The following is a 13040-nucleotide window of genomic DNA, read 5'->3' as shown; positions in this document are numbered from 1 at the left end:
GCCGGAAGGTGTCTGCTCTTGATAAGCGATCGATGGGTGAGCCGACCCTGAGAGGCAACGGGTAATCAGGCACCATCGGAATCGCTCTTTTCCAGAGCCTGGGCAGTCTTGCCCAGCAGATTTTTTAATTGCGCCAGCTCGCGCTGCGACAGCGCCTCGCCGAGCCATTCACTGGTCACGCCCTGTATCGCCTTCATGGCTTTTTCCGCGACTTTTTTCCCTTTCGGCGTGAGGTGAGCCAGCTTGCTGCGCTTGTCCTGTTCTTGCACTGAGCGGTTGACCAGGCCGCCGGCTTCCAGCTGGTACAGCAGCTTGGTCAGTCCGCCCGACGTGATGAGCAGGGAGCGCTGCAGTTCGGTGGGGGTCAGGACGTGAGGCGGGGCGGAGCGGCGCAGGGTGGCGAGAATATCGAATTCGCCGACTGTCAGGTTGAAGCCTGCCAGTGCCTCCTGCGCGCGGGCGAAACCCAGGTCGTGAACCCGGTTCATGTAGACGGCAAACTCATGGGTGGGACTGTGCATGTCCGGCCAGTTTTTCTTTATGAACCCAATGATCTGGTCCGAGGTGTAGTTGTCTGCCATCGGTGTAACTCCCGCCTGGTAACTTTTACTCATGGTACGCGTAAAATAAATATCTTGCAAGAAAGATAAGATGTCACTATAGTTATCTTCCTGGAAAGATAAATGGGCCGGATTGCATGAAACAGACCACCACACTTTTTCAGATATTCCGAAACCCGGGCATTGCCGGCATGCTGAGTGTCCTGCTGCTGGCGTCGCTGCTGTCTGCCTGGGGCGTATCGAATTCCTCCGAACCGGCTGGCACTGGCCAGCAGGCGGCGGCACCGGCACCGACGGTGGGTGTCCACGAGGTCGCGCCGCAGTCCCTGGCCGTCAGTTCGGAACTGGCGGGCCGCACCGCGCCTTACCTCATTGCCGAGGTGCGTCCGCAGGTCACCGGCATCATTCTCGAGCGCCCGTTCCGGGAGGGCGGCGATGTCGAGGCGGGGCAGGTGCTCTATCAGATCGACCCGGCGACTTACCAGGCCGCCTACGACAGCGCCGCGGCGACGCTGGCGCGCGACGAGGCGGCGCTGACCACGGCCCGTCTCAAGGCAAAGCGTTACGCGGAACTGGTGAAGGTCAAGGCGGTGAGCCAGGAAGCCAATGACGATGCCGTCGCGGCGCTGAAACAGGCGCAGGCCACGGTGGCGATGGACAAGGCGGCCCTGGAAACCGCACGCATCAATCTCGGCTACACGCGCGTCACCGCGCCGATCGACGGGCGTATCGGGCGTTCCACGGTCACGCAGGGCGCGCTGGTGATAGCGAACCAGGCAACCGCGCTGGCGGCGGTTCGGCAGCTCGATCCCATCTACGTGGACGTCACCCAGTCCAGCGCCGAACTGCTGCGCCTGAAGCGGGCCCTCGGCAAGGGCGAGGTTCAGCGACCGGATGAACTGTCGGCGCAGGTGGAACTGATACTCGAAGACGGCAGTACCTATGTACACAAGGGCACGCTGGAATTCTCCGAGGTGACCGTGGACGAAAGCACCGGCTCCGTCACCCTGCGCGCCCTGTTCCCCAACCCGGAACAGCAACTGCTGCCCGGTATGTTCGTGCGTGCGCGGGTGCAGGAGGGTGTCACGGAACACGCCGTGCTGGTGCCGCAGCAGGCGGTCAGCCGCGACCACACGGGCAAGGCCAGCGTGATGATCCTGAATGACAACGACCAGGTCGAGGTCCGGCCTGTCGATGTCGCGCGCGCCGCCGGCAGCCAGTGGCTGGTGCGCGATGGTCTGAACGCGGGTGAACGCGTGATCGTGGACGGTTTGCAAAAGGTACGCCCGGGCGACAGGGCCACGGCCGTGCTGGTCACGGCCAGCAGCAACGACGAACCCGGCGCCGGCGCCGTCAACTGAACCTGCGAGGACACTGACCATGGCCCGATTCTTTATCGACCGTCCCATCTTCGCCTGGGTGATCGCCATCGTCATCATGCTGGCGGGTACCCTGTCCATCCTTGCACTGCCCATCGCGCAGTATCCCGCCATCGCTTCACCGCAGATCAGTATCAGTGCGAGCTACCCGGGCGCCTCGGCACAGGCGGTGCAGGACACGGTGGTCCAGGTTATCGAGCAACAGATGTCCGGCCTCGACGGTCTGCGTTATATCTCGTCCACCAGTGAATCGACCGGCGCGGGTACCGTGACACTGACCTTCGAGAACGGCACCGACCCGGACACCGCGCAGGTGCAGGTGCAGAACAAGCTGCAGCTGGCCACACCCCAGTTGCCGGCCGAAGTGCAGGCACAGGGCATGCGCGTGGCCAAGTCGGTACGCAACTTTTTGATGGTGGTCGGCCTGGTGTCCCCCAACGGCAGTTTCGACGACGGCGCCCTGGGTGACTACCTGGCCAGCCGCGTGCAGGACCCCATCAGCCGTGTACCCGGTGTCGGCGAAGTGACCGCATTCAGTTCGCAGTATGCGATGCGCATCTGGCTCAATCCCGACAAACTGCACCAGTACGGCCTGACGCCGGATGACGTGACAGCCGCGATCCAGGCGCAGAACGCGCAGGTCTCGGCGGGCCAGCTGGGTGCGACACCGGCCGTACCCGGGCAGCAGCTCAATGCCACCATCACGGTGCAGAGCCGTCTGAACACGCCTGAGCAGTTCGAAGACATCCTGTTGCGGACCGGTGCCGACGGCGCGCGCGTGTACCTGCGCGATGTGGCGCGGGTGACGCTGGGCAACGAAACCTACGGCAAGCTGGCGCGCCACAACGGCAAACCGGCCGCCGCCATGGCGGTGCGCCTGGCCACCGGCGCCAATGCGCTGGATACGGCCAACGCCGTGCGCGCCAGGCTCGACGAGCTGGCGCAGTACTTTCCGGCGGACATGGAGGTGATCTACCCCTACGACACCACGCCGTTCGTGCGTATCTCTATCAGTGAAGTCGTCTTTACCCTGGGCGAGGCGATCGTGCTGGTGTTCCTGGTCATGTACCTGTTTCTGCAGAATCTGCGCGCCACCCTAATCCCTACGCTGGCGGTGCCGGTGGTGCTGCTCGGTACCTTCGGCGTGCTGGCGGCGTTCGGTTTTTCCATCAACACCCTGACCATGTTCGCCATGGTGCTGGCCATCGGCCTGCTGGTGGACGACGCCATCGTGGTGGTGGAAAACGTCGAGCGCGTGATGCGTGAGGACGGATTGTCGCCGCGCGAGGCGACGCGCAAGTCCATGGGGCAGATCACCGGCGCGCTGATCGGCATCGCGCTGGTGCTGTCGGCGGTGTTCGTGCCGATGGCGTTTTTCGGCGGCTCCACGGGCGTGATCTACCGCCAGTTCTCCATCTCTATCGTTTCGGCCATGCTGTTGTCGGTGCTGGTGGCGCTGGTGTTCACACCGGCGCTCTGCGCCACCATGCTCAAGCCCATCGATGACGAGAAACACGCCGCGCGCGGCGGTTTCTTCGGCGCCTTTAACCGCGGTTTCGAGCGCGCCCGTGGCGGCTACCTGGCACTGGTCGGCGGTATGTTGATGCGCAGGCGCCGTTCGCTGTTTGTTTATGGCCTGCTGGTGGCTGTCATGGCGGCGTTGTTCCTACGCATACCCACGGCCTTCCTGCCGGACGAGGACCAGGGCATCCTGTTCAACCAGATCGTGCTGCCGGCGGGCGCCACCCAGGAGCGCGCACTGGAAGTGATCGAGCAGGTGGAAGCGCATTTTCTGAGTGATCCCGCGGTGGAGCAGATGGTCGCGGTGGCCGGCTTCAGTTTTGCCGGCAGCGGCCAGAATATGGCGATCGCCTTCGTGCGCCTGAAAGACTGGAGCGAGCGGCAGACTCCCGACCTGAGTCTCAATGCCGTGGTCGGCCGCGCCATGCAGGCGTTCAGCAAGATCCGCGATGCGCAGGTGTTCGCCTTCCCGCCGCCGGCGGTGATGGAACTGGGCACCGCCAACGGTTTCGATCTGTACCTGCAGGACCAGGCTAATGTCGGCCATGACGCGCTGATGCAGGCGCGCAACCAGTTGCTGGGTATGGCTGCGCAGGATGCGCGCCTGGTCGGCGTGCGTCCCAACGGCCTCAACGATACACCGCAGTTGCAGGTTAACGTGGATCATACCAGGGCGGGCGCCCTTGGCCTGTCGATTGCCGACATCAACGCCGGTCTGTCCAGCGCCTGGGGCAGTGCCTACGTGGATGACTTCGTACACGAGGGCCGGGTGAAGAAGGTCTATCTGCAGGCCGACGCACCGTTCCGCATGCTGCCCGAACACCTCGATGACTGGTGGGTGCGCAACAGCGCCGGTGAAATGGTACCGTTCCCGGCCTTCGCCGACGCCGAATGGAGCTACGGTTCACCGCGCCTGGAGCGCTACAACGGTCTGCCTGCATTGCAGATCAACGGTGCGGCGGCGCCGGGTGTGAGTTCCGGCGAAGCCATGGCAACGATGGAGAGCCTGATCGCCAAACTGCCCACAGGGGTTGGTTTCAGCTGGACAGGGTTGTCCTTTGAAGAACGCCTGGCCGGCGGTCAGGCCCCGGCGCTGTACGCGCTATCCATCCTGGTGGTATTCCTGGCGCTGGCGGCATTGTACGAAAGCTGGTCGGTACCGTTCTCGGTGATGCTGGTGGTGCCGCTGGGCGTGCTCGGCGCGGTCTTGGCCACCACACTGCGAGGTCTGCCCAACGACATCTACTTCCAGGTCGGCCTGTTGACCACCATCGGGCTGGCGTCCAAGAACGCCATTTTGATCGTGGAATTCGCCAAGGCACTGCAGGAAGAGGGTATGGCACTGGTCGACGCAGCCATGGCAGCAGCGCGCCGGCGCCTGCGACCGATCATTATGACCTCGCTGGCGTTCGGTTTCGGCGTGCTGCCGCTGGCGATCAGCAACGGCGCCGGCTCGGGCAGCCAGAATGCGATCGGCACCGGCGTACTGGGCGGCATGCTGGCGGCGACGCTGCTGGGTATTTTCTTCGTGCCCCTGTTCTTCGTGATGATCCGGCAGCGTTTCATCCGCACTCAAGCCGATACCGTGGCGCTGCCCGATGCGCCCGCCACGGGAGAGGCGTGAATCATGTACACAGTTAGCAAAGCTACCACCACGGTACTGGCCGCACTGTTGCTCGGCGGTTGCGCCACGCTGGCACCGGACTACCAGCGCCCGCCGGCGCCGGTGCCCGACAGCTGGCCCAGCAAAGCGGCGGACACGCCGCAAGCGCAGCAGGACGCACGCGCTGCGGCCGATCTCGAATGGCGCGCTTACTTCAACGATGCTGCCCTGCAGCGACTCATCGAACTGGCGCTGGAAAATAACCGCGACCTGCGCGTGGCAGCACTGAACGTCGAAAAGGTACAGGCGCAGTATCGTATCCAGCGTGCCGACCTGTTGCCGTCTGTCGATGCCAGTGCCGGGTACAGTGCCCAGCGCGCGTTGTTCACGCTGTCGGGCAATGACAGCACGCGTTCGAGTCACGAGTACGCCGTCGATCTGGGTTTCTCCGCCTGGGAACTCGACCTGTTCGGGCGGCTGCGCAGTCTCAAGGACCAGGCGCTGGAACAGTATCTCGCCAGCGAACAGGCGACGCGCAGTACGCGTATCAGCCTGGTTGCCGAAGTCGCCAGCGCCTACCTGACCTGGAGCGCGGACGCGGAACGCCTGCGGCTCGCGCAGGAGACCCTAGCAAGCCAGAGCGAATCCTACGCGCTCACACGCCGCAGCTTCGAGGTGGGCGTGGCCTCCGAACTGGACGCCCGCCAGGCCCAGACCAGCGTCGATGCGGCGCGCGTCGACGTCGCGGCTTTCACCGCCCTGGTCGCACAGGACCGCAATGCACTGGCGTTGCTGCTCGGTACGCCGGTCCCGGCCGACCTGCTGCCGGCGGCGCCGGATCAATTGCGCGACGTAATGTCGGAGCTGTCGGTTGGACTACCCGGCGAGGTGTTGTTGCAGCGTCCCGATGTGCAACAGGCAGAGCACGCACTGCTCGCCGCCAATGCCAACATCGGTGCGGCGCGAGCCGCGTTTTTCCCGAGCATCACGCTCACCGCCAGCGCGGGCACTGCCAGCGACAGTCTGTCGGGCTTGTTCGCCTCCGGTTCCGGCACCTGGAGCTTCCTGCCGCAGGTGACGCTGCCGATCTTCAACGCTGGCAGCAACCGCGCCCATCTGCGCGTCGCCGAGGTCGAGCGCGACATGCTGGTGGCGCAGTATGAGAAGAGAATCCAGACCGCTTTCCGCGAGGTGGCCGATGCGCTTGCTTTGCGTAGCAACATTGACAATCAACTCGCTGCGCAGCGTTCGCTGACGGATGCCACCGCAGTGACCTACCAACTGTCCGAGGTACGCTACCGCGGCGGCATCGACAGCTATCTCAACGTGCTCGACGCGCAACGCGCGCTCTACAGTGCCCAGAAAAACCTGATCGCTACCCAACTTTCACGGTCGACCAATCTTGTGACCCTCTACAAAGTGCTCGGGAGCGGTTGGCAGGAGGCCGACAGCGCGCCTGATGCGATTGCGGTCGCTCGCTAGTTTCCAATGCGCGCGATGACAAGGAGAAACACCATGACTTCTGAATCGAACACAATGAATCCTCCGTTAAACCCTAGCGCTAACGATGTGTCGTTGCGCGACACGCTGGATTGCTACGGTTTGATCTTCAGGTTGAATCACTGTCGCGGCACTGGTACTCGTCATGCTCGGCATTATGCAATCGATACAACGGGCGTTGCGCCGGTGGTCAAGCAGGCTGTTCAAGGTCTGCGCCCACTGGGTCAATGTGCCATTGTTGGTTTTACCGGTGAAGTGACGTTCAAACATTCAGCAAGAAATTATGGCCGAAGGCAAGGCATTGATAGGCGTTATTGAAGACGACACCGTGCCACAGATGATACTTCCCGAACTGGTGAATTATCATAAAAAAGGCCTGTTGCCTTTCGACAGGTTAGTGGGTATTTACGATTTTGAGGACATCGACCAGGCGTTCGAAGACTCAAAAACCGGAAAAACCATCAAGCCGATTCTGAGGATAGCAAACGCATAGGATCATATTTCACTATGAGCAAGATCAAACTCAGTTTTTGGGGACTGTTGCTGGCACTAAGTGCGCTGTGGCTGTTCGCCGACACATTAATACCAGACCCATTCAACTATTTTTCGTTTCGTGGTGTATTTGTCCAGTACACCGGGGTGGTCGCCATCGGTGTCATGAGCGCGGCATTGCTGCTTGCGCTACGGCCAAAACTGATCGAGCGTCCATTGAACGGGCTAGACAAGATGTACCGTCTGCACAAATGGCTTGGCGTCACGGCCTTGGTTGTTGCAACGGTTCACTGGTGGTGGGCGAAGGGTACCAAGTGGATGGTCGGCTGGGGCTGGCTGACAAAACCCGAGCGCAAACCAGTCATTGAGCAGATGCTCTCAGCACCTGAAGAATTGCTGCGGAGCCAGCGCGGTCTGGCCGAATCTGTTGGTGAATGGGTGTTCTATATCGTGGCGATCCTCATTGTTCTTGCACTGATAAAGAAATTTCCGTATCACCTGTTTAGAAAAACCCATAACTGGCTTGCGATTGCTTACCTGGCGCTGGTGTTTCACACCGTTGTTCTTACTCAGTTTAGCTACTGGTCGCAACCTGTCGGCTGGGTATTGGCGATCCTGATGCTGGGGGGAACCATGTCGGCTTTGCTGGTACTGGCTGGCCAAGTGGGTGCCAGACGCAAAGCGGAAGGTGTCATCGAGTCAGTGACTTACTATCCAGGACTGAACGTCATAGAAGGCACTCTCGATGTGGGCAACGGATGGCAGGGGCATGTACCGGGGCAGTTCGCATTTGTCATATCCAACAAACGCGAGGGTGCCCACCCTTACACCATTGCCTCTGCGTGGAATCCGGAAGAGCACAGGATGACGTTTATAACCAAGGGGTTGGGTGACTGGACGAGTCGGTTGCGCGACAGACTAAAAGTGGGTACGCCGGTTTCCGTGGAAGGCCCTTACGGTTGTTTCGATTTCAATGACGGTCGATCACGGCAGATCTGGATTGGGGGTGGCATTGGCATTACACCGTTTATTGCGCGAATGAAGCATCTGGCCCACACGCCGGGCGAGCAGGAGATCGATCTGTTCCATGCGACGACGGATTTTGACCAGACGGCGATTGACAAGCTTACGGCCGATGCTGAAGCGGCTAACGTAAAACTGCATCTGTTCGTTACACCAAAGGATAGCCGCCTGACGGGTGAGCGAATCCGTAAATTAGTACCGGAATGGCGTTCGACGGGTGTCTGGTTCTGCGGGCCCGCGGCTTTCGGTGATGCCCTGCGTGAGGATTTTCTGGCCAACGGACTACCGGCGGCAAACTTTCATCGCGAGTTTTTCGAGATGCGATAACTGTAAAGCCATGTGAATACCATACATCAATATTTCTGCCATCCTGATTGTCCCTGATTATGTAGGGTGTCCCTGGAATTCCCGAAACTGCATATAGCCATCGGCGCGCTGGTGTTCGCACCGCTTGCGTTTCGCGTGCTGTGGAGGATGTTCAGCGACGGCCCTGCGGCCTTCAAGCAACCCGTGGCGATGCAACGTCTGACGCAGTTTGTGCACGTCGTCCTGTTACTGGGTATCAGCGTGCTTATCGTCACCGGCCCGCTGGCAGTGTGGACCGGTGATCGGGCCATCGAGGTTTTCACCTGGTTTTCGATACCGAGCCCGACCGGTAAAATGGAGTCCCTGCACGAGGCACTTGAAGTGGTTCATGTGGTTGCCGCGAAGGCCGTTCTGGTTGCGGTGGTTCTGCATGTGTTCGGCGCTTTCAAACATCTGGTCTTTGAGAGGCAGGAGTTCGCCGGCCGCATGGTTGGACGCAAAAGTGGTTGATGCACGTGTGAATTGGTGATTACCGTATCGATTAGCAGTAAATGCTGAACATGGTATTTTGCATGGTATTCTCACCTGCACCAATAAATAAACAATTGAAAATAATGCTGGAAAATGGCCTGTTTACAATCGGCGTTTTCCTGCGCACTGTAATGTAAAAACCAGTGATACTATGAGGGGTAGATTGATGTTGGCATGGTATCAGCCGGACTGAGCATTACCTGTCGAGCAAGGCCTCAGCCTGCTTTCGGCCATTAAAGACATGATCGGCTCCCAGACCACGAAGGGGATGCGCGTCCTTGCTTGTTTTGCGCCGAAGATACCGGAGTGCGGCGTCTGGAGTGACAGCAGTAATCTGACCACTATCAAGACCTATCCTTCGGCCTGCAAAAGTTCAGAAACCATTCAGGCACTGCCCGACCTTACCCCGCGCTCACTCATACAGACTCAGAGGGCCTGAATAGCACTTTTATTTTGAAAGAAAAGATATACACTTTTCTTTCAAAAATATGGGCAGGCACGCAGACAGTACCGACAGCAAGATCCTCCGCCGGATTCAGGGCCGCAAGCGGGGCTGGGTCTTTACGCCCGATAGTTTTACGGATCTTGGTACCCGCGGGGCTGTCGATCTGGCACTGATGCGGCATCGGGACAGCGGCCTTATCCGTCAGCTGGCCCGGGGACTCTACGATTACCCGAAAATTGATCCCCAGTTGGGTTCGTTGCAACCATCGACGGATGATATCGCAAGCGCACTTGCAGGTCGCGACGCCACCCGGCTTCAACCCTCCGGGGCCTACGCAGCTAATTTGCTTGGGCTCTCCACGCAAGTCCCCATGAAGGTTGTTTATTTAACGGATGGCCGCTCGCGGACTGTCCAGGTTGGCAAGCGCCAGATCATCCTGAAGCACACGACTCCCCGCAATATGGCCACTGCGGGAAAGATCAGTGGGTTGGTGATCCAGGCACTGCGCCACCTGGGCCGGAAGAACGTCGCCGGCTCGTCTGTACGGAGACAGGCGCACAACTGAATCTGTTCGAGATTGCCGTCGAAAAGGACTTCTGGGTTTGTTGGACGCTGGGCAAATTATTCGATCTGCCCGAATGGGGCAAACATCTGACGTTTAAGGGTGGTACGTCGTTATCCAAGTGCTGGAATCTCATCGAACGCTTTTCCGAAGATAGTGTGCCACGAAGCATGGAGGAAGTGATGAGCTAAAGAATCACAACCGAAGTGTGTAACTGTGGATGAGATGAGGGAAGGCCCCTCGCAACCAAGGGATAGGCTGGGTTGCAAACTACCATAAGCGGCTGTGATAAAGAGTCATGGTCGTGAGCGTTATGGAAAAGGCATGGCATGACCATGTTAAGTACGTGTTCGAGGAGACGAGCGTAAGCGAATCACCGTTGAAGCATCGAAAGAAAGAGATGACATCAGAACAGGGAACTGTCTTCGCCCTGGAAAAGTTTGAGCGTGACCTATAAATGACGGCTCAAGCGGTGTCCGGTGTAAAGGTGGCGTGACCCGAATACAGGCTCATCCATGGAACGTGGGAACCTGGACTTCCATGCAAAGAGAAAAGCACAAGTGGAGCCCCCACGAGGCGAAATATCGATGGGAAGTTCAGGGGCGGAAGAACCCGTAGTAGTGGTGAATGGCTTGTAATGAGCCTGGAGCGAAGGGGTTCAATTGTTTCGTTGTTAAATTTTGCCAACTAGGAATAGGATGAGCTCAGTATAACAACAAGGCCGTTTGAGATAACCAAGCGAATGGTCTGGGATGCGTATAAACGAGTTTGCGCTAAGGGAGGAGCCGCTGGCATCGATGACCAGACGATCGAGGAGTTCAATCGGAATGCGCCACGCAATCTGTATAAACTCTGGAATCGCATGGCATCGGGGACGTATTTCCCGCCAGCCGTCAAACGGGTGGAAATACCCAAGGCGGATGGAGGTGTACGGCCATTAGGAGTGCCGACGGTATCGGATCGAATCGCGCAAACGGTTGTGAAAATGGCCTTCGAGCCGGAAATAGAACCTTATTTCCACGAAGACTCGTATGGCTATCGCCCTAACAAATCGGCACACCAGGCAGTAGGCAGGGCACGGCAGCGATGCTGGCGCAATGACTTCGTTCTGGACGTCGATATCAAGGGGTTCTTCGATAACATCGATCACGACCTGCTGATGAAGGCAGTGCATAAGCACACCCAAAACCCTTGGGTACGGTTATACATACAAAGATGGTTAACCGCTCCAGTTCAGCATGAAGATGGACGTTTGGAGGAGCGGAGCAAGGGTACGCCGCAAGGGGGGGTTGTCAGTCCCCTGTTGGCAAATCTTTACCTGCACTATGCATTTGATCAATGGATGACAAGGACTTATCCGCGCGTACTGTTCGAGCGGTACGCTGATGATATTGTTATTCATCTCAAGAGTGAGGCTCAGGCCAAGGCGTTGAGGCAACATCTCGAAGCAAGAATGGCAGAATGCCGCTTAGAACTTCATCCGATCAAGACGAAGATCGTCTATTGCAAGGATGCGGATCGCAAGGGGCGCTATCCAAATATCAGTTTCAAATTCCTCGGGTTTGAGTTCAGACCGAGGGGGGCAAGGAACCGATACGGAAAGCTGTTCTGCAATTTCCTCCCGGCAGTCAGCCGGGATGCGCTGACTGCGATGAAAAGAACGGTCAGGGCGTGGAGATTGAAATGGTGTTGCGAGAAAAGCATAGAAGACCTATCGAGGATGTTTAATCCAATCGCACAGGGGTGGATTCAGTATTACAGCAAGTACTACAAATCTGCCTTATTTTCCCTGGCTGAGCATATTAACCGGCATCTGGGAAAATGGGTGGCGAATAAGTACAAGACGTTCAGACGCAAACCGCGGCGGGCAATACATGCCTTGGGCAAGATGGCCCGCCGGAAGACCAAGCTGTTCGCACATTGGAATATTCTCGGTTACTTACCGGCTGATGGAGCAAGGAGAGCCGTATGACGGGAGACTGTCACGTACGGTTCGGAGAGCGGCTGGCGGGGAAGTTCCGCTGGCCGACTCACCTCGATATCGTCATCGACAGGGAAGCCTTGGGTTTTGGTGGAGAAAATGCCCCGGAACAAGCACCCAGCAGGAAACAGATGACCAAGCGCCTCAAGGCGCTGAAAGAAGCCTGCCAGCAATGTATCAGCGACCAGATTCAACCGACACTCATCGAATCGATCTCATCAGATTTATCGGACACACTCGAATGGTCGCTTGAGCCTGATCCCGACGATCCCGATGAACAGACCTTGCTGTTGTTGAATCCAACGGCCTTCCCGGAGCAGGCCGCCTATCTGCGTCGTGCTGTAAAGATTGAGATGGGCGCCCGGTCAAATACAGAACCTGTTGCATCCGTCGAAATCACGCCCTACATCAACGAAGCCTTCCCGGAATTATTGGCCGAGCCAGGTTCAGAGGTGAGGGCAGTGCGGCCAGAGCGCACATTCCTGGGAAAGGCAATGCTGCTGCATGAGGAGACATTTCGACCAGAAGCCAGAAAAAAGCAGCGACGATCGATGGCCCGCCATTACGATGACCTCTACAGGATGATTCAGGCCGGAGTGGGTGACGAATCTGTCCGGGATCTCGGACTATTCCATCGTATTGCCATGCATCGTCAGCTGTTCTTCCGCTATACATGGGTCGACTATTCGACGCTAAATCCGCAGGAACTGCAGCTGGTACCCTCAGCCGCCGATCTCCCTGCATGGCAGGCCGATTATGAAAGTATGCAGCAGGAAATGTTCTATGGTGATGTGCCAACATTTGAGGAGATTCTGGAGGAAGTCGCTGATTTCCAGAACCGGCTGAATGCTGGGTAAGCGATATTACCAAGGGGCAGTGTGAGAGCTTTCAATCGGCAATTTTTTTGAGTATTTTGAAGGAATTTCTGAGCATGGTATTTTTCATGGTATTACCAATTGTCAGGAAAATAAGTCATCGAATATAAAAGATAAAAAAGGCTTATTTACAATCGAGTGGGAGTGACGGGAATTCATAACATATTGAAAAATAACAATAAAAATAATCCAATTGATAATATAATCTGCATCATCAATGGTATTTTTCATGGTATTTTTTTGCGCGTAACAAGGCACATTA

Annotated in this window: 13 protein-coding genes; 10 read left to right on the top strand and 3 right to left on the bottom strand. The window is 57.9% G+C overall.

Annotated elements, in window-relative coordinates:
- Positions 1 to 65: 65 nt before the first annotated feature.
- Positions 66 to 581, bottom strand: coding sequence for a MarR family transcriptional regulator (locus H6995_10505; GenBank protein MCP5215427.1), 516 nt, complete (start codon positions 579 to 581; stop codon positions 66 to 68).
- A 170-nt stretch (positions 582 to 751) separates the two neighbouring features.
- Between H6995_10505 and H6995_10500 the strand changes: the two genes are divergently transcribed.
- The 7 genes from H6995_10500 to H6995_10470 all read left to right on the top strand — a co-directional run bounded on the left by H6995_10500 (position 752) and on the right by H6995_10470 (position 8894).
- On the top strand, positions 752 to 1921 hold the full coding sequence (locus H6995_10500; protein MCP5215426.1) for an efflux RND transporter periplasmic adaptor subunit: 1170 nt from the start codon (positions 752 to 754) through the stop codon (positions 1919 to 1921).
- 19 nt (positions 1922 to 1940) lie between these two features.
- A complete protein-coding gene (locus H6995_10495) occupies positions 1941 to 5084 on the top strand; it encodes an efflux RND transporter permease subunit (GenBank protein ID MCP5215425.1) in 3144 nt (1047 codons plus the stop codon).
- Positions 5085 to 5087: 3 nt separating this feature from the next.
- On the top strand, positions 5088 to 6545 hold the full coding sequence (gene adeC, locus H6995_10490; GenBank protein MCP5215424.1) for an AdeC/AdeK/OprM family multidrug efflux complex outer membrane factor: 1458 nt from the start codon (positions 5088 to 5090) through the stop codon (positions 6543 to 6545).
- A 33-nt stretch (positions 6546 to 6578) separates the two neighbouring features.
- Positions 6579 to 6881 carry a hypothetical protein gene (locus H6995_10485; GenBank protein MCP5215423.1) on the top strand — a complete coding sequence of 101 codons (303 nt, stop codon included), beginning with the start codon at positions 6579 to 6581 and terminating at the stop codon, positions 6879 to 6881.
- Positions 6847 to 7056: a hypothetical protein gene (locus H6995_10480; GenBank protein ID MCP5215422.1), complete on the top strand. Its 210-nt coding sequence runs from the start codon at positions 6847 to 6849 to the stop codon at positions 7054 to 7056. The genes H6995_10485 and H6995_10480 overlap by 35 nt, the downstream gene beginning before the upstream one ends.
- Before the next feature lie 14 nt (positions 7057 to 7070).
- Positions 7071 to 8405, top strand: coding sequence for a ferric reductase-like transmembrane domain-containing protein (locus H6995_10475; protein ID MCP5215421.1), 1335 nt, complete (start codon positions 7071 to 7073; stop codon positions 8403 to 8405).
- 66 nt (positions 8406 to 8471) lie between these two features.
- On the top strand, positions 8472 to 8894 hold the full coding sequence (locus H6995_10470) for a cytochrome b/b6 domain-containing protein (GenBank protein ID MCP5215420.1): 423 nt from the start codon (positions 8472 to 8474) through the stop codon (positions 8892 to 8894).
- 201 nt (positions 8895 to 9095) lie between these two features.
- Here the strand turns inward: H6995_10470 and H6995_10465 are convergent, their stop codons facing one another.
- Positions 9096 to 9263, bottom strand: a complete 168-nt coding sequence (locus H6995_10465) for a hypothetical protein (protein ID MCP5215419.1) — start codon at positions 9261 to 9263, stop codon at positions 9096 to 9098.
- A gap of 482 nt (positions 9264 to 9745) precedes the next feature.
- Positions 9746 to 9919 (bottom strand): hypothetical protein, encoded by a 174-nt coding sequence (locus tag H6995_10460; GenBank protein MCP5215418.1) that lies wholly within the window; start codon positions 9917 to 9919, stop codon positions 9746 to 9748.
- 2 nt (positions 9920 to 9921) lie between these two features.
- Between H6995_10460 and H6995_10455 the strand changes: the two genes are divergently transcribed.
- The 3 genes from H6995_10455 to H6995_10445 all read left to right on the top strand — a co-directional run bounded on the left by H6995_10455 (position 9922) and on the right by H6995_10445 (position 12760).
- Complete coding sequence (locus H6995_10455) at positions 9922 to 10113, top strand: nucleotidyl transferase AbiEii/AbiGii toxin family protein (GenBank protein MCP5215417.1); 192 nt, start codon at positions 9922 to 9924, stop codon at positions 10111 to 10113.
- A 551-nt stretch (positions 10114 to 10664) separates the two neighbouring features.
- On the top strand, positions 10665 to 11894 hold the full coding sequence (ltrA, locus tag H6995_10450; GenBank protein MCP5215416.1) for a group II intron reverse transcriptase/maturase: 1230 nt from the start codon (positions 10665 to 10667) through the stop codon (positions 11892 to 11894).
- A complete protein-coding gene (locus H6995_10445; protein ID MCP5215415.1) occupies positions 11891 to 12760 on the top strand; it encodes a nucleotidyl transferase AbiEii/AbiGii toxin family protein in 870 nt (289 codons plus the stop codon). Before ltrA ends, H6995_10445 begins: the two co-directional genes overlap by 4 nt.
- The last annotated feature ends 280 nt before the right edge of the window (positions 12761 to 13040 follow it).

This window comes from Pseudomonadales bacterium (assembly GCA_024234615.1).
In the GTDB taxonomy this organism is placed as follows: Bacteria; Pseudomonadota; Gammaproteobacteria; order Pseudomonadales; family IMCC2047; genus JAJFKB01.
Note: the sequence above shows the minus strand (reverse complement) of the source record. Positions and strands in the feature narration are given on the sequence as shown.